Annotated in this window: 17 protein-coding genes and 1 pseudogene; 14 read left to right on the top strand and 4 right to left on the bottom strand. The window is 56.8% G+C overall.

Translation table 11 applies throughout. From position 1 onward, the window contains the following. Positions 1 to 34: 34 nt before the first annotated feature. From CK498_RS24295 to CK498_RS24280, 4 genes are all read left to right on the top strand, one after another. Positions 35 to 1,063: an ABC transporter permease gene (locus CK498_RS24295; RefSeq protein WP_095623431.1), complete on the top strand. Its 1,029-nt coding sequence runs from the start codon at positions 35 to 37 to the stop codon at positions 1,061 to 1,063. Positions 1,064 to 1,503: 440 nt separating this feature from the next. Beyond that, on the top strand, positions 1,504 to 1,704 hold the full coding sequence (locus tag CK498_RS24290; protein WP_407645909.1) for an OadG family protein: 201 nt from the start codon (positions 1,504 to 1,506) through the stop codon (positions 1,702 to 1,704). Positions 1,705 to 1,755: 51 nt separating this feature from the next. Then, positions 1,756 to 3,597, top strand: a complete 1,842-nt coding sequence (oadA, locus tag CK498_RS24285; protein ID WP_095623429.1) for a sodium-extruding oxaloacetate decarboxylase subunit alpha — start codon at positions 1,756 to 1,758, stop codon at positions 3,595 to 3,597. 9 nt (positions 3,598 to 3,606) lie between these two features. After that, positions 3,607 to 4,929, top strand: coding sequence for a sodium ion-translocating decarboxylase subunit beta (locus tag CK498_RS24280; protein WP_095623428.1), 1,323 nt, complete (start codon positions 3,607 to 3,609; stop codon positions 4,927 to 4,929). Between the two features lie 119 nt (positions 4,930 to 5,048). Here CK498_RS24280 and CK498_RS24275 read toward each other — a convergent pair whose 3' ends face one another. Further along, complete coding sequence (locus CK498_RS24275; protein ID WP_095623427.1) at positions 5,049 to 5,549, bottom strand: Y-family DNA polymerase; 501 nt, start codon at positions 5,547 to 5,549, stop codon at positions 5,049 to 5,051. A 15-nt stretch (positions 5,550 to 5,564) separates the two neighbouring features. Then, positions 5,565 to 6,005, bottom strand: a complete 441-nt coding sequence (locus tag CK498_RS24270; RefSeq protein ID WP_095623426.1) for a LexA family protein — start codon at positions 6,003 to 6,005, stop codon at positions 5,565 to 5,567. A 485-nt stretch (positions 6,006 to 6,490) separates the two neighbouring features. Here CK498_RS24270 and CK498_RS24265 point away from each other — a divergent pair, with 485 nt between their 5' ends. The 10 genes and pseudogenes from CK498_RS24265 to CK498_RS24235 form a co-directional block, all read left to right on the top strand. Beyond that, the gene (locus CK498_RS24265; protein WP_095623425.1) at positions 6,491 to 6,901 is read left to right on the top strand and encodes a TIR domain-containing protein; all 411 of its coding nucleotides are present in this window, start codon (positions 6,491 to 6,493) and stop codon (positions 6,899 to 6,901) included. Continuing rightward, complete coding sequence (locus tag CK498_RS24260; RefSeq protein ID WP_141247012.1) at positions 6,898 to 7,779, top strand: DUF4231 domain-containing protein; 882 nt, start codon at positions 6,898 to 6,900, stop codon at positions 7,777 to 7,779. The genes CK498_RS24265 and CK498_RS24260 overlap by 4 nt, the downstream gene beginning before the upstream one ends. 144 nt (positions 7,780 to 7,923) lie before the next feature. Next, positions 7,924 to 9,495 (top strand): transposase, encoded by a 1,572-nt coding sequence (locus CK498_RS24255; protein WP_095623424.1) that lies wholly within the window; start codon positions 7,924 to 7,926, stop codon positions 9,493 to 9,495. Positions 9,496 to 9,720: 225 nt separating this feature from the next. Beyond that, positions 9,721 to 10,314, top strand: a complete 594-nt coding sequence (locus CK498_RS24250; RefSeq protein WP_095623423.1) for an AlbA family DNA-binding domain-containing protein — start codon at positions 9,721 to 9,723, stop codon at positions 10,312 to 10,314. Between the two features lie 97 nt (positions 10,315 to 10,411). Next, complete coding sequence (locus CK498_RS24245; RefSeq protein ID WP_095623422.1) at positions 10,412 to 11,287, top strand: DUF5677 domain-containing protein; 876 nt, start codon at positions 10,412 to 10,414, stop codon at positions 11,285 to 11,287. A gap of 530 nt (positions 11,288 to 11,817) precedes the next feature. Continuing rightward, positions 11,818 to 12,387, top strand: a complete 570-nt coding sequence (locus CK498_RS26000; RefSeq protein ID WP_141247011.1) for a hypothetical protein — start codon at positions 11,818 to 11,820, stop codon at positions 12,385 to 12,387. Between the two features lie 78 nt (positions 12,388 to 12,465). Further along, complete coding sequence (locus tag CK498_RS25995) at positions 12,466 to 12,810, top strand: hypothetical protein (protein ID WP_141247010.1); 345 nt, start codon at positions 12,466 to 12,468, stop codon at positions 12,808 to 12,810. Continuing rightward, complete coding sequence (locus CK498_RS25990) at positions 12,804 to 13,103, top strand: hypothetical protein (protein WP_141247009.1); 300 nt, start codon at positions 12,804 to 12,806, stop codon at positions 13,101 to 13,103. Before CK498_RS25995 ends, CK498_RS25990 begins: the two co-directional genes overlap by 7 nt. A gap of 77 nt (positions 13,104 to 13,180) precedes the next feature. Beyond that, on the top strand, positions 13,181 to 13,552 hold the full coding sequence (locus tag CK498_RS24240; protein WP_095623421.1) for a transposase: 372 nt from the start codon (positions 13,181 to 13,183) through the stop codon (positions 13,550 to 13,552). Further along, positions 13,537 to 14,361: pseudogene (locus tag CK498_RS24235) on the top strand (IS3 family transposase); the annotation flags it as partial. The gene CK498_RS24240 and the pseudogene CK498_RS24235, both read left to right, overlap by 16 nt. 373 nt (positions 14,362 to 14,734) lie before the next feature. Here the strand turns inward: CK498_RS24235 and istB are convergent. Both istB and istA read right to left on the bottom strand, forming a co-directional pair. Continuing rightward, positions 14,735 to 15,508 carry an IS21-like element helper ATPase IstB gene (gene istB, locus CK498_RS24225; RefSeq protein WP_095623418.1) on the bottom strand — a complete coding sequence of 258 codons (774 nt, stop codon included), beginning with the start codon at positions 15,506 to 15,508 and terminating at the stop codon, positions 14,735 to 14,737. Next, on the bottom strand, positions 15,501 to 17,024 hold the full coding sequence (istA, locus tag CK498_RS24220) for an IS21 family transposase (RefSeq protein ID WP_095623417.1): 1,524 nt from the start codon (positions 17,022 to 17,024) through the stop codon (positions 15,501 to 15,503). The genes istB and istA overlap by 8 nt, the downstream gene beginning before the upstream one ends. Positions 17,025 to 17,118: the final 94 nt, after the last annotated feature.

The raw sequence follows: 17,118 nt of genomic DNA, 5'->3' as shown, positions 1-17,118 counted from the left end.
TCACCGACACGAACAACACAGAGGTAGAACGACAATGGCTACGAACACCGAAAGCACCCAGCACCTCGAGGTGCCCAAGAAGCGCAAGAGAAAGCTACCGACCGAAGTCAGCATCTTTCTGGTATTGATCGGTATCGCCCTACTGTTCGAGGTCCTTGGCTGGGCGATACGCGGCGACTCCTTCCTGATGAACCCCCGCCGCCTGCTGATCATGATCCTGCAGGTTTCGATCATCGGCATCATCGCCATCGGGGTCACCCAGGTCATCATCACCGGCGGCATCGACCTCTCCTCGGGCTCGGTCCTAGCATTAACCGCGATGGTCACCGCCAGCTTCGCCCAGCAGTCCGATTACCTGCGTGCTGTCTACCCCGCCCTCACCGACCTGCCCTGGGTACTCCCATTGCTGGCCGGGCTATTGGTCGGCGCCTTGGCAGGCTTGGTCAATGGGGCCCTGATCGCCTTCGCCATGATCCCGCCCTTCATCGCCACCTTGGGCATGATGGTCAGCGCCCGTGGCATGGCGCGCGCCTATACCGACGGTCAGCCGGTCAGCATGCTCACAGACCAGTTCACCTGGATCGGCTCCGGCGCCAATCCGGTGATCATCTTCCTGGCCGTGGCCGTCTTCTTCCATATCGCCCTCAAATACACTCGATATGGCAAGTACACCTATGCCATCGGCGCCAACCCCCAGGCCGCCCGCGTCTCCGGTATCAACGTACGCCGCCACCTGGTGCTCGTCTACTCGATCGCCGGCCTGCTCGCCGGACTGGCCGGCGTGGTCGCCGCCGCCCGTGCCGGCACCGGCCAGGCCGGCATGGGCATGATGTACGAGCTCGATGCCATCGCCGCCGCCGTCATCGGCGGCACCAGCCTGGCGGGTGGCGTCGGCCGCATCGCAGGCACCGTGATCGGCGCCATGATCCTGGGCGTGATGCTTAGCGGCTTCACCTTTCTGGGCGTCGACGCCTACTACCAGGACATCATCAAGGGCGCCATCATCGTCGCCGCCGTGGTGGTCGATCAGTACCGTCAGCGCAAGCGCAACAAGACCACCTGAAGCAACTTCCTCGGTCCGGTGTCGGGATAGTTCATCGCCGTTTGCCAGCTAGCGGGCAGGGGCCTATGAAGGCCCCTCCCGAGAGCAGCTAGGACGGTTGCAACATGAGCCAACGGATCCATTAATCCTGACAGCAACACCCCCTGATGCGAGTGATTGTGGGCTACCCCCCGAGCTGGGGGGGCCGTCCTGTCGCTCGAACCTTTTATGCTGCAGGCGCTGCGCAGCGGTAGTAGCGCGCCCCTCAGCCTGATCGGGCCGCGCGGTGACCACATGAACGCTCATGGCGGGACAAATACTCTGGAAGCTTTAGTTATGCCAACTCTTATATGAGCTGATGACGTTGACTGAGGCATTTTGTATAAATGTATCGAATACAACGGAAGCTGATGAGCGCAAATATTTTGATGGGTGAGGGCTTGGCCCTCATGGCTTTGGGAATGAGCTTTGTCTTTGTTTTTCTTACCGTGCTGGTGATCGTTACCACCCTGATGTCCAAGACCATCGGCCGCTTCTTTCCCGAGCCGCCCGCCCCTGTCGCGACCGGCAACCGCCGCCCGCCGGCGCCTCGCCAGGACGATGACGTGATGGTCGCCATCACCGCCGCGGTGCACCGCTATCGCCGCCGCCACCGCCGCTGAGGCGGCCGCTCCCCCCTTTCCCCTTCCATTCATAACGACAAGGTCTTGCTCATGACTGACACCAAACGCCCGCTTGGGATCACCGATGTTGTCCTGCGTGACGCCCACCAGTCGCTGTTCGCCACCCGCATGCGGCTCGATGACATGCTGCCGATCGCCGAAAAGCTCGATCGGGTCGGCTTCTGGTCGCTGGAGTCCTGGGGCGGGGCCACCTTCGACGCCTGTATCCGCTATCTCGGCGAGGATCCGTGGGAGCGGATACGGGCGTTGAAGGAAGCCATGCCCAACACCCCCCAGCAGATGCTGCTGCGCGGCCAGAACTTGCTCGGCTACCGCCACTACGCCGACGACGTGGTGGATCGCTTCGTCGAGCGCGCCAAGACCAATGGCGTCGACGTGTTCCGCGTCTTCGATGCCATGAACGACCCGCGCAACCTCGAGCGTGCCATTCAGGCGGTGCGCAAGGTCGAGGGACATGCGCAGGGCACGCTCTCCTATACCGTGAGCCCGGTGCATACCTTGGACGGCTGGGTGGAACTTGGCCGCAGCATCGCCGCCATGGGCGCCGATTCGCTGGCCATCAAGGACATGGCGGGCCTGCTCAAGCCCTATGACGCCTTCGAGCTGGTCACCAAGCTCAAGGCCGCCGTGGACATCCCGATCCACATGCAGTGCCACGCCACCACCGGCATGTCCACCGCCACCGCCCTCAAGGCCGCCGAGGCGGGGATCGACAACGTCGACACTGCGATCTCCTCGATGTCGATGACCTACGGCCACAGCCCCACGGAGTCGGTGGTGGCGATCCTTGCCGGCACCGAGTGCGACACCGGCCTCGACCTCGAGCTGCTCGAGGAGATTGCCGACTACTTCCGCGAGGTGCGCAAGAAGTACGCGGCCTTCGAGGGCTCGCTCAAGGGCATCGACTCGCGCATCCTGATTGCCCAGGTGCCGGGTGGCATGCTCACCAACATGGAAGGCCAGCTCAAGGAGCAGGGCGCCGGCGACAAGCTCGACGACGTGCTCAAGGAGATCCCGCGCGTGCGCGAGGATCTGGGCTTTATCCCGCTGGTCACCCCCACCTCCCAGATCGTCGGCACCCAGGCGGTGATGAACGTGATGATGGGGGAGCGCTACAAGTCGATCTCCAAGGAGGTCCAGGCGCTGCTCAAGGGCGAGTACGGGGCCGCGCCGGCGCCGTTCAACGAGGAACTGCAGGCAAGGGTGCTGGAGGGCGGTGAGCCGATCACCTGCCGTCCCGCCGACAATCTCAGCCCCGAAATGGACAAGCTGGCCGCCGAGCTCAAGGACAAGGCCAAGGTCGAGGGCATCCGCCTGGCCGAGGGCGAGCGTCAGATCGACGATGTGTTGACCTACGCGCTGTTCCCGCAGATCGGCCTGAAGTTCCTCAAGAACCGCGACAACCCCGAGGCCTTCGAGCCAGCGCCCCAGGCGCCCGGCAAGGACGATGCCACCGCGAGCGCGCCGGTTGCCGCTCAACAGGGGGCAGGCCAGGCCAAGGTGCCGGCGGCCCAGGGAAGCGCCGCCGGCCCTGAGACCTACACCATCAAGGTCAATGGCAAGGCCTACGTGGTCGAGGTCTCCGAGGGGGGCGAGGTCGGCCAGGTCAGCGAGCAGCCAAGTGCCACGGCATCGGCCGAAGAGGCCGCGCCCGCGCCGAGCGGCGAAACGATCAGCGCGCCGCTGGCCGGCAACATCTTCAAGGTCAATGTGCGTGAAGGCGACGCGGTGGCCGAAGGCGATGTGGTGATCATTCTCGAGGCCATGAAAATGGAGACCGAGGTGCGGGCGTCCAGCGCCGGTACCGTCACCGCCGTCAGGGTCAGCGAGGGTGACAGTGTCGCCGTCGGTGACGTGCTGGTCGAGCTGTAAGGAGCCCCCGTGGAGAAGCTACTGACACTCTGGTATGGCTCGGGGCTCTACAATCTGACCCTCGGGCAGGGCGTCATGGTCCTGGTCGGGCTGGGACTGCTCTACCTGGCCATTGCCAAGAAGTTCGAACCCTTGCTGCTGGTGCCGATCGGTTTCGGCGGGATTCTGGCCAACATCCCCGAGGCGGGTCTCGCCCTGTCGGCGGCTGAGCAGGCCGCGCACCTGGCGCGTCCCGGGGTGCTCGAACAGATGGCCGCGGCCCTGGGAGTCGCCCTGGACCCGGTCGCCGGTATCGAGGCATGGCGTGGGACGCTCTCTGATGCGCTGCATGGCGACCTCTCGCCGACGCTGGTGCGCGCCGCCAACGACGTGGCCATGGATGTCGGCTACGCCAACGGCGTGCTCTACCAGTTCTACAACGTGGCGATCGCCTCGGGGATCGCCCCGCTGGTGATCTTCATGGGCGTGGGGGCGATGACCGATTTCGGCCCATTGCTGGCCAACCCCCGGACCCTGTTCCTGGGCGCCGCCGCGCAGTTCGGCATCTTCGCCACCCTGCTCGGGGCGGTGGGCATGTCGGCCATGGGCTGGATGGACTTCTCGCTCAACCAGGCCGCCGCCATCGGCATCATCGGTGGCGCCGACGGTCCCACCTCGATCTATGTGGCGAGCATCCTGGCCCCGGAGCTGCTGGGTGCCATCGCCGTGGCCTCGTACTCCTACATGGCGCTGGTCCCGCTGATCCAGCCGCCGATCATGAAGGCGCTGACCACCAAGCGGGAACGCGAGATCGCCATGACGCAACTGCGCCCGGTGTCGAAGCTCGAGAAGATCGTCTTCCCGCTCAGTTTGCTGATCCTGGTGGTGCTGTTCCTGCCGGATGCCGCGCCACTGCTGGGGATGTTCTGCTTCGGCAACCTGATGCGTGAATGCGGCGTGGTGGAGCGCCTCTCGGACACCGCCCAGAATGCGCTGATCAACATCGTGACCATCTTCCTGGGGCTCTCGGTGGGCTCCAAGCTGATGGCCGACCGTTTCCTGGCCTTCGAGACGCTGGGGATCCTGGCGCTGGGCATGGTGGCGTTCGCCATCGGCACGGCTTGCGGGGTGCTGATGGCCAAGCTGATGAACACGGTGAGTCGCATGCCGATCAACCCGTTGATCGGCTCGGCCGGTGTCTCGGCGGTGCCGATGGCCGCGCGGGTCTCCAACAAAATAGGGCTGGAATCCAACCCCCACAACTTCCTGCTGATGCACGCCATGGGGCCCAACGTGGCCGGGGTGATCGGCTCGGCGGTGGCCGCCGGGGTGATGATCAAGTTCCTGGGGTAGAAACTGTGGAAGTGGCACTACTTCGTTGTCGCTATCTGTCGATCAAAATCCAAGCTTGGCGCACTCCGCTCCAACTGGACCAATTCATGATTCATGTATGTTGAACATTATTGCTTGCATTACTTGCACAAGTCAGGACACAGATTTGGTAGAACTTTCCGGCAGGTTTGATTTTCTACGGATAAAGCCAGGGTGCGCGTCGGTGCGATCCCCACGCTGACCGGGATATGCGTGAAGCGACGCACTTTGGTAAACAGATCCTGGGCATGGTCATGCATCTGCTCCGGGGCAAACCCATCGAAGCGCACGAACATCTCATCGATGGAATAAGGCTCTACCCCGGCCGAGAACTCCTCCAGCACCTGCTGCACCCGTGATGACATGTCGCCATAGAGCTCGTAGTTGGACGACAGCAGCACGATGCGACGCTGACGCAGCAGCTGCTTCAACTCGAAGGCGGGCGTGCCCATCTCCACCCCCAGGGCCTTGAGCTCGTTGGAACGGGCAATCACACAGCCATCGTTATTCGAAAGGACACCGACCGGCACACCGTCGAGATCCGGCCGGAACGCCCGCTCGCAGCTCACGTAAAAATTGTTGCAATCGATCAGTCCAATCACTTGGTGGCCCCCTGGCTACACCGGGTACTCGTGGATCACCGCCCGGACCACGCCCCAGGCCTGGCACTCCAGGTCAGCGGCGGGTATCGGACGGTAGCGAGGGTTACCCGAGGTGAAGTAAGGCCGGTTGCCCAGCAGCTCGTAGCGCTTGACCACTAGCTCCCCCTCCACCGTCGCGACGAGGATATGCCCGGGCCGTGGTTCTATCGAGCTATCTACCACTAGCAGGTCCCCCTCCTGGATGCCCAGCGACTCCATGCTGTCGCCGGTCACCGTCATGAAGAAGGTTGAGGCTGACCGTTTCACCAGCCGCTCATTGAGGTCCAGGGTACGGCCTTCATAGTCCTGAGCCGGGCTCGGGAAGCCCGACAGACCTGCGCGGGTCAGCGGCAGCGGAAAAGGTAGCGGTAGCGACGGCGGTTCGCGACGGGCTAGGATCAGCGTGTCATGCGGCATGGAGGGCCTCCTTGTCACTAGATATACATACAGTATCAGGCATGCAGTAGACCTTGCCAAGGGACCGCGGCACGTTCAGGCCTGGTCCGGGCGCTGTGGGGACAAAAGTGCTAAGCTGACTGAACATTAGGATATTCAGAAATCGGGGCTTCGTTATGGCTGTTCAGATCTGCTCAAGGCATTACTGCCTTGATATTCAGCTTATTATGTCGCCATCAGGTCCGTTTTCGACCCAAAGCTGACATGGCGACAAAGGCAGCAAGCACGACCATTGAGGATATGTAGCATGCATGATGATTGGTGTTATACTGCCGAGCTATACTTAAGTCATAGGGTTTTCAATGGGTTGTGAGTGTTTTTGCGTGCGGTATAACATTGTTGAACGCGCGTGCTCGTTCAAGTCAATAAACGAGCGCGCTATCTAATACCTGTTAGAGAATACTAAGTCAGACATCACAGAATGAATTCAATCGGAGATAAGGTATATGCCTTACCTACACAATTACAGGCTTTTCGTTAGCCATGCCTGGCGTTACAGCGAACGGTATGACCGAGCGATCAAATTTTTAAACGCAGCTCCTAACTTTTCGTGGACAAACTACTCGGTGCCCGTTGACAAGAGATTTGGGCAAATGTCGGTCCGTGCGCTTGAAGAAGAGCTTCGTCAGCAGATTCGTCCCGCCCAGTGCGTAGTTGTGCTCGCGGGAATGTATGCAGCCCATAGTGATTGGATCCAGTTTGAAATTGACTTTGCTCAATCGCTCGGTAAGCCCATTCTTGGAATTGTTCCATGGGGTGCAGAGCGGACACCGATAAGTGTGTCATTGGCAGCAAATAAGATGGTTGGCTGGAACGCTAATACCATCGTTTCGGGTATCAGGGAGATAACCCCTTGAAATCTCAGGATTTGGATTATCCGGCACTATATAAAGCTGCAAGTGATTTGTCCGAGAAATCTCAGAATTGGTATCACCGACTCCTTAAATCGGAATACTGCCTTTTGATCTTAGCCGCAGTTATTTCGATGGTGGCCGATCCTAGTAGAGAAGTTCAGTCAATACATACAATAGTATTTATTGCACTTGCTGCGTTGTTGCTTTATCGCTTCAAGACTAAACCGGAGCAAGATTGGTATAAGGGGCGGGCACTTGCAGAATCAATTAAAACCTCAACTTGGCGTTACTGTATCAGATCGGCTCCGTTTGAGAATGTAACTGATGTTCGCATAATTCGAGCTGAGTTCAGAAATCATTTACGCGAAATCTTACGAGCCAACCGATACATCGGAGACCGTATCCCTCCAGATTCGGCCGCAGATGATCAGATCACTGGTTCGATGGATGACATTAGAGCGCTATCGATTGAGGAACGTAAGCAGTTCTACATGGAAAACCGTATTAAGGAGCAGCGAGGTTGGTACACAAAGAAAGCGAGAGACAATAAAAAAGCTGCAACGCGTTGGGTCGTCGTGTGTACGGCAACCTATGGAGCTGCGATTGTCCTACTAGTGCTCCGTCCCTCATTCCCAGAATGGCAGTTTTGGCCATTCGAGCCACTAATAGTGCTAGCGTCGTCAATTATCGGCTGGATGCAAATAAAGAAGTTCAATGAATTGGCCTCGGCCTATACGCTAACCGCACATGAAATCGGGATAATCCAAGGGCGCCTCGAAGAAATAGAATCTGAAGAAGATCTATCAGATTTTATTAATGAAGCAGAGCTCGCTTTCTCTCGTGAGCATACACAATGGGTCGCACGGCAAAATGCACTCTAACCAGTGCAGCACGGCGACGCCCACTACATTGCGCCTCCGGCTCCATTCCGTGGGCGCGCATGCTGCAAGCGTTGAGGCTGTAGAAAAAGCCCACAGCCCACGCCGTTTTGGTAGGATCGGGAAAACAGCCTAGGAGTGGTCAGCATGCCCCGCTTCAAGCCCTACAACCATGATCAGAACGCCATGGTGGTGATCAACTACCAGGACCAGCTGCAGCCCGGCACCTTCGAGCACGCTGTGCACTACCTGATCGAACACAAGCTGGACCTGTCGGTTTTCCATCCCCAGTACCGCAACCACGATACGGGCCGGCTGGCCTATGCCCCCGCCATACTGCTGAAGATCATCCTGTTCGCCTATTCCAAGGGAATCACCTCCAGCCGCGAGATGCAGTGGTGCTGTGAAACCAACATCATCTTCAAGGCGTTGTCCTGCGATACCGTCCCTCATTTCACCACCTTGGCGAAGTTCGTCAGCAGCCATGCCGATGAGATTGAAGAGCTCTTTGAGCAGGTGCTGCTGGTGTGCCATGAGCAAGGCCTGCTAGGCAACGAGCTCTTTGCTATCGACGGCTGTAAGATGCCCTCGGATGCCTCGAAGGAGTGGTCTGGCACCTTCAAAGAGCTGGGTGAGAAACGGGAGAAGCTACGACGGTTGATTCGCCATCACCTGCTGGAGCACTACGCGCGGGATAAAGCCGAGACGGAGGCCGACCTTGATCGGGATATCCGTCGAGCCAAGACGATCCTCTCGCTAGATGCTGCCATGAACAAAGTCGATCGCTTCCTAAAGACGCACAGCCCAAGGATGGGCCAGGGGAAGCGGAGCAAGGAAGTGAAGAGCAACATCACGGATAACCAAAGCGCCAAGATGACCACCAGCAAGGGCACGATCCAGGGCTATAACGGCGTGGCCACGGTGGACAAGAAACACCAGATCATCATTGATGCCCAGGCGTTTGGAGAGGGGCAGGAACACCACACGCTGCAACCGGTACTCGAGAGGGTGAAGGCCCGCTTCAAGAAGCTGGGGATTGCTGACAACATCTACCAACAAGGCACCGTCGTCACTGCTGATACGGGCTTCGCCAATGAAGCCAATATGAAGTACCTGCACGAACGACAGATCAATGGCTATGTGCCAGATAATCAGTTCCGTAGCCGAGACCCGAGGTTTGCCGAGCAGAAAGACAAGTACGGCAAGCGGCACCAGAACCTGCCAGACAAGGGATGGAAAGCCACTTTTCCGGCCAGCGAATTCCAGTTCGACCCGGTCACCCTTAGCTGCATCTGCCCCAATGGGGAATCCCTGACTTACCGGGGACAGCGGGAAGCTGAGAATGGTAAGGTTCGGGCGCACTTTGAAGGTCGACTGCTGCAATGCCGGCACTGCCCCAAGAAGCACCGGTGCATGCAGAACCCCGCCTCGGCAGATCACCGCAACGGAGCTGGCCGACAAGTCTCCTTTACGATAGAGCGCGACGGACAATCGAGCTACACAAACTGGATGAAGCACCGAGTGGATAGCCAGCAAGGTAAGGAGATATATAGCCATCGAATGTCAGTGGTGGAGCCGGTATTCGGCAACATCGGCACCACGAAACGTTTGAACCGATTCGGGCTTCGTGGCAAGAAGAAGGTACAGGGTCAGTGGCAGTTATACTGCTTGATACACAACATTGAGAAGCTCGCCAATTATGGTCGGTTAGGCACGTGATAAAGGGGCTACAAGGCTTAAATGTGGCCGCCAAATGCTGGTGATGAGTGTCTTTGACATCATCAAGGTACCGAAATGGTCAGCTAGGTACCTTGGCCACTTGGCCAAAGGAAATGTCCATTTGGTGGGCGATACATAAAATCGGAAAACAGGCGGTGGGAAGGGCTCAGAATCGAGTTTTTCTACAGCCTCGTTAAAAGCCAAAGAGACTCGGAGTATTATAGATTGGAAGTCGATATTTTTGAAGTGATGTCTCGTGGAGAGAGCCAAGACGTTGAGTTTATGTGTGCCGACGTCTCGCCACTGATTGTCGCAAAAGTTATATCTGCATTTGCAAACGCAGATGGTGGAACAATTCTGCTTGGGGTTAGTGACTCTTCCACCATAGATGGAGTAGACCCAGACACCGCACGGTCAAAGATCACAAAAGCTATTGGAATGCTCAGCAGAGCAGATATTGTGAAATTCGATATACAGAAAATCCGTATTGTTCTGAATGTAGCTGTTATAACGGTCGAAAAATCAGATCAAATTGTTTTTTGTGATTCTGGAGCCTACATACGAAACGGCGAAAATATTAGAGTGATGCACCAAGATGAGATTAGATCACTAGTCGGATCGTCTAGTGGTTCTATCGAAGCTCTTTCTGGTGTGCTGGAAAAACAAACTCTTATGATTGAGTCACTAGAAAAGACCATTGGCGGACTAAGGTGCGAGATTGCTGAGGGAAATAGTTGGAAATCGAAGGTCAAAGACCACTCGATAGCAGGTTTTGTTGGTATTGTGGTAGGTGTCGTTCTTGGCGAAATCGGCTTTTAACAAGGCCTGTCACCGTGACGTCTTTTTCGTTGCGGCTTCGCCTTCACTACAAAGCCGCACGTGCTGGCGGCGTTAGCCATACGAAAAAGTACTGCGCATGGATGAAATAGAGAAAATCATAGGCCGATACGATGAGGAATACGTAGGGCAAGGCTTACAGTCACTAGATGACATAAATAGATTTACCGGGACTTTTGTTAGAGATGTGGCAGAGATTTATGACTACATTACTAGAGTTCGGAATGTTGATCGTAATCCTACTGGTTTCAGCTTAGAAGATGCTCCAATTTTGGGCTTGCTAACTAGGATATGGAAATTGCTCAAAGAGGTTGTAAATTACTACGAGCAAGATAATGCTGAAATTATAAGCATTCTAGAAAGGCCATTAATCGAAGCCGCAGTGACAGCAGAATATCTGCTAATGAGCGATTCAGATGTAATCGAAGATTACAGAAAGTGCTCGTACAAAGACCGATTGAGGATACTTCGTGAACTCAAAGAGGGTTCTCGCTTCTTTGAGACAAAGGCAGGGAAGCGTCTGCTCAAGTCTGTGCAGGAAAAGATGGATCTGGAGGGCTTCTCAGAAGACAATTTCAAAGAGCAAAAGAAAAATCGATGGAGACTTCAGGGCAAAACATTCTTCGATATTTTCAAGGAAATCACGGATGAGGATCTCTACAAGTACACATACGGGATGATGTCAGAGTCAATACATGGTTCGTGGAACGAATCTATGGATTGGTGTCTTCAAAAGAATGAAGACTCTACGTTTTCCGTATATCCGTTCTACCATGAGGCTGATGTGAGATATATATGTCCAACACTCAAGTTTTGCAATGAGTCATACCGACTCTGGTTAGAACGAATCGATTGCCTAGATGAGAACATGATCAATATCCTCGATTGGATCGAGAGAGTAAATACTAGAATATTCATGATATTCGATCAAAAATATGATGGGCTAAATGGCTAACAAGGCGCTGCTAGGGACAAACCTACGCTTCGCTTCGGTTTGCCCAAGAGCGCGGCGTTAGTGATCAAGTCGTATGCATTGAAAAATATGGCGTTTTATGTTATAGTTCAGGATCCAGTGCACATAGGTAGCGCGGGAGAGTGGTTCGAAATTTTAACTAATATTGTGGCAGTTTCTGTCGCGGCATACGATTTAACAGTTAACTTTTACAATCACTTTGGAGTTCGAGTCTCCACGGAAAATAGCGAGGTGCTACCTATGAACGAAAATAGAAATAGCTTGCTTGCAAGCAACTTGTGTAAAATCAAAGAATACGTTCTAAAAAGCGTCAATTCATTCTGCTTTCGGGCCACTCTTTTTCTGCTAGGTTTGGGGGTATTCCTCCCGCTTCCTATGTGCATTGGACTCTTACCTCGAAAAACCTTGCCAGTCACACCACTAACAAGCACATTAAATTCGCTCTCTTCGTTCGCCCGACGCTCGCAAGCTCGCGCGGTTTATGTGGGCGTTAGCTTTCTGCGAGTAGATTTATGTATCACTGTGAAGAGTTTGGGGTTCCGTGCCTTGTAACTGAGTATGAGCATTTCGATGAGGTATGTTCTAGTGAGCTTAAAAAGCCAATATCAGTTCACGAGATAATTAACGAAAGCGATTTTTGCACTGTCTTACCAATTGAAATCCTTAAAGAGGCTGATGGTGCGGAAGTTCTAACCATCAATGATCACCTGAAAGGCTTAAAAGGGCGGTCAGGTATCTATCACCTTTGGGTTTCAATGTGCGAGTGCGATGACCATGGCATTAATTCAATGCTATGTGTCTACGTAGGTAAAGGTATTGCTGAAAGCAGAGTTCTGAGCCATGTCAAAAATAAATGGCCAGAATCACAATTTCTCTGGGTTACATTCTATGAGTGCGAAAACCGCATCTCCAAATACTTGGAGCAGCTGTTTCTTGATACGTACAGTTTTTATCTGAATACCTACGAGAACACTGGCACAGGTTATTTATATGCCCGGTGGTCAGCTGATAGGACATGGAATGGCACAGAATTCGACTCTATGGTTAATATTCGAACTGAGCGTATGAGCGATGAAAGCTAACCAAGCGCTGCTGTCGGACAAATTTTTCGCTGCGCTCCAAATTTGCCGCAGAGCGCGGCGTTATGAAGAGGAAAGAATGTGGAGTATTGCCTAAGCCCTAAATACGATCATTCTAAGCTTGATAACCCAACAGTTGATGACCTGATTGATGTTTTTGAGGATCTGTGGATTGGGTACGTATTTTCGCCTGTGGAAATGCTTCTAAACAACCAATACGGACACGTTGCTGCCGCAACTTTGCTTTCATCGTATTTTGAAGCAATTGAAAGCCACTATGCCGGCGAAAGCAGTGAAAAAAATCACGTAAATTCTTTGTTGCGGGGTTTTGCCGCGTGTTCACGTCAGATCAGCCAGGAGTTAAATCAGCCGCAAATCATATATACAAGCATGTTCGGTGCGGCCTGGTACATGAAGGTATGTTGAGCTTTCGAGTAAGCTACAGCCAAGCAGGCCAAAAGCCGATTTACGCCACCTATCCTAAGAATCCTGATGGAACACTTGATACCTCGCAAGGAGTGGAGTCGATAATCCTAAACATCCCCCTGGTGGCTAAGAGTGTGCGCCTCCATTTTGATAAATATTTAAAGGCGCTTCGTAGCAAGGCAGATCAAGGCTTGATCGACGCATTCGAACGAACAATGCGGCGGCAGCTCGGGGGGGGATCTAAAGAGCTATTAGTTGGCATGACGCTCGATGAATTTCTTGGCAATTCATAACAATGCCAAGCACCGCGACGTGGAGTTCCCCCACTCCAGTGGACACGCATCGATAACTCCCCAACAGGAGAGAACCGATGCCCGAGATGATCACGGGGAAGAAAACGCAACGCTATAGCACCGAGTTCAAAGTCAAAGCGGTGGAGTGGAGCCACCAGGCCCACAGAAGCGTCAAAGGCGTTGCCGAAGCACTGGATATTCACCCCTTCATGCTGTCACGCTGGCGAAAGGAATACCGAGAGGGACAGTTCTCTATGAAACGGGTCAAGAAAGCCCCGCCTGATGCTAAGCAGAAGATTCAGGAGCAGGATGAGGTCGCTCGCCTGAAGCGCCGCGTATCGGAGCTTGAGGAGGAGAATGACATCCTAAAAAAGTTTCAACGTTTTCAGGCAGAGGAACGACGGAAGCGTTCCGATTCGTCTGGAAACACCGAGGACAGCACGGAGTAAAGGCGCTATGTCGCCACCTGAACATCTCTCGGTCTGGCTACTACGCCTGGGCAAACCGGAAGCCCAGCCAGAGAGCCGCTGAAAATGCAGACCTGCTGTTGAAGGTCCGCAGAGTCTACAACGCCAGCAAGGGCCGTTATGGCAGTCCCCGGGTCTATCAGGCCCTGCGCCGAGAAGGTCTTGCGGTAGGTGAGAACCGGGTGGCCAGACTGATGAGGGAATGGGGCATGAAGGCCCGAGTCACGCGCGTCTATCGCCGCTTGAGCAAACGTCGAGACGACCTGAAAGCCCTGCCAAATTACCGGTTAGAAGCCCAAAAGCCGGTTGCGGTAAACCAGCAATGGAGTAGCGACGTCACCTACATCAAGCTGGGTAAAAAATACGTGTTTCTGGCGGTGGGACTGGACCTATTCTCACGTCGAATCATCAGCTGGCGATTGGGCGAGAGTCTGAGCGCAGACTTTGCTCGAGCCACCCTGCGTGAAGCCTTCCTAAGTTGGCAACCAGCACCTGACCTGCTGTTCCATACGGATCGCGGCATCGAGTACCGGGCTCACAAGACCCAGGCGCTGCTGAATCATTACCGTGTACGGCACAGCATGAACCGCCCGGGACAGTGTACTGATAATGCAGAAGTGGAGTCGTTCTTCAAAACGCTGAAGGGAGAGTTGCTGCACGCCACCAGCTTCATGACGTTGCGTCAGCTACGCAAGCATATCAGGGACTATATTGATGGCTACTATAACAGCCATCGGTTGCACAGTGGCCTTGGTTACCGGACTCCGGTAGAGTTCGAGGAGGTTAACTGATGGGGCGTGTCCACTTTTCTGGGGGAAGTCCAACGGCTTTTACGTTGCGGCTTCGCCTACACTACAAAGCCGCGCGGGTTGGCGGCGTTAAATATCAGAAATATCTCAATGGCCGCTTCTGTAGTGGCATAGTGAATCTGGCCACCTGGTTTTGGGTGTATGATCACTCCCATAGACAGTCAGGTGCAGATGATGACGAAGAAGAGAACGTTCAGCCCGGAATTTCGCTTGGAGGCGGCCCAGCTGCAGATGATGACGAAGAAGAGAACGTTCAGCCCGGAATTTCGCTTGGAGGCGGCCCAGCTTATGCGACGTCAACTACTTTGGCCGCTTGGCGACAATTAAAATGGCCGGTTGGGTGGGGTAATTGTCGTCAGTCTGACGACCCGGCTTTTCCTCCTTGTAATTGACGTTGATAAGCACGCTTACGGTAGCTTTCCCCGCTCAGCTCCATCAGCGTGGCGTGGTGCACCAACCGGTCGATGGCGGCCACCGCCATCATGCTGTCGGGGAAGATGCTGTCCCAGGCGCTGAACGGTTGGTTGGCGGTGATGATCAGGCTGGCCGACTCGTAACGGTGGGCGATCAGCTCGAACAGCACCGAGGTCTCGGCCTCGCTGCGCTTGACGTAGCCGATGTCGTCGATCACCAGCACGGCGTACTTGTCGAGCTTGATCAGGGCATCGCTTAGGCGCAGGGCCTGCTTGGCGGCCTGGAGCTCCTGGACCAGGCTTGAGGCGGTGACGTAGCGCACCCGGTAGCCCTGGTCGACCAGCGCATGGCCGAGCCCGGCCGCCACGTGGCTCTTGCCGACGCCGGAGGGCCCGAACAGCAGCAGGTTGTGGGCCTGGTCGACCCACTGCGTGTCGCCCGCGAGGGTGCTCAGCTGCCGGCGCTGCTCCGCCGCGATGGCAGCGAACTCAAAGGTCTCCAGCGTCTTGCCCACCGGCAGCCGAGCCTCCTTGAGGTGCCGGGCCAGCCGGCGTCGCTCACGCTCGGCCAGTTCGTGCTCGCACAGGGCGGCCAGCGTTTGTGGCAGGCTCCAGTTCTCGGCCCGGGCGCGGGTTTCCAGCTGGGTCCAGCAGGCGGCCATGGTGGGCAGGCGGAGCTGTCGCAGCAGCAGTGGCAGGGTCTGGGCATCAGGCATGGCAGCGCACCTCTGTGGCCGGCACGCTGGGCACCAGATGGTCGTAGCTGGCGATCTCATGCTGAGTCACCTGGGGAAACGCAATCGTGTGGCTCGGGGTGGCGGCGAAGCGGGCCTGAAGCTCAGCCAGCGTTGGGCTCTTCCCTCGCTCCAGGGCGCCCAGCCAGTAGCGGGCGATCGCCTCGGCCTGGTCCTGCTCGGCGGCCAGCGCCAAGGCGCCGACGATGCGCTTGCAGGCCTCGGCGACCGGCAAGGCGGCGGTCAGCCGGGCGTACAGCTCGCGCCAGTCCGCGCTCGGCAACAGTTCGTCGCGGAACGTCAGCCCCGCCAGCGCCCGGGGCTTGCGGACCAGCCAGCCGATCACATGGCGGTAGTCGATGACCCGCAGCCGGCCGCTTTCCGGCGTGGCATGCCGTCGCCGCAGCGTCAGCAACTCCTGCTGCGCGTGGTGCAGCACCAAGCGATCGTCGTAGAGGTGTACACGCAGCCGCTCGCCGATCAACCGGGACGGCACCGAGTAGAGCACCTTGCGCACCTGGATAGTGCTGGAGGTGGTGACGCGCACCGTCACCTCGCTGTAGTCGGTACCGGGCCGGCTGGGCAGTGGCTGCAGCGCGCCACGCTCGACGGTGATGCGGGCCGCGTTGCGGCGGTTGATCGCGGCGGCCACCTCATCGAGGAACGCCTGATAGTCATCGAGGCTGGCGAAGTCCTGGGAGCCACGCAGCGCCAGGCGCTGCTGCAGGCGCCGCTTGAAGTGACCATGCGGCGACTCGATGCTGGCGTTTTCATGGCCGCGCCCCGGGTTGTTGCGGGTGGCCGTCATGCCGTAGTGAGCGCACAGGGCGGCATAACGCACGGTGAGGTCGGCTTCCGTCTCCCGGCCCAGGTTGCGGAAGGCCGCCGACAGGCTGTCGGTGCGGTGCTCCGCGGGGACACCGCCAAGGCGCTCCAGCGCGCGGGTCAGGCCTTCGGCCAGCGCCGGGTAGCTCTCTCCACCGAGCACCACCCGCACATCACACCAGCCGCTGTAGGCCAAGCGGAAGTGGTAGAGCCGGTGATCAAGCGGCTCCCCTGCCACGGTAATGACGATCCCCTTGAGTTCGGTGAAGTCGGAGAGGCCGCGCAGCCCGGGGCCATGGGTTTGCGGGAACATCACCTCTTTCTCCGGGCCGTGCGCGGCCCGCCAGCCCTTGACCCGGCGCTGCAGGGTGCGCAGCAGGCTGTCCGGATACTGGCCGGGGTGCTGCTCCTGCAGCCACTCCAGCAGGGTCAGTGCCTGCAAGCCCGGGGCAGCGGCCAACTGGGGGACGAGCGTGGTCTCCCACACATCGGCGAAGGGGTCGGATCGGGTTCGCCAGTGCCGTGGTGCCGGCAGCTCAGAGGACTCGGCCCGGCGTTCGAGGCGGCGAGCGGTTCTGACGGAGAGGCCGGCCTTGGCGGCGGCGACCTCCTGGGTCTGGCCTTGTTGGCGTTGCGACATATAGAGCGTGACCTGTTGGCTGGTGACCGCCATACCGGCTCCCTGGTGGGTCGGGACAAGCGGTCAAGCTTAGGGCAACCGGCCACAATAGTTGTCGTCGGCCGGCCAGAGTAATTGTCGCTCTATA

This window comes from Halomonas salipaludis (genome assembly GCF_002286975.1).
GTDB classification, from domain to species: Bacteria; Pseudomonadota; Gammaproteobacteria; order Pseudomonadales; family Halomonadaceae; genus Franzmannia; species Franzmannia salipaludis.
The sequence above is the reverse complement of the archived record's forward strand: the minus strand, read 5'-3'. Positions and strand labels throughout refer to the sequence as shown.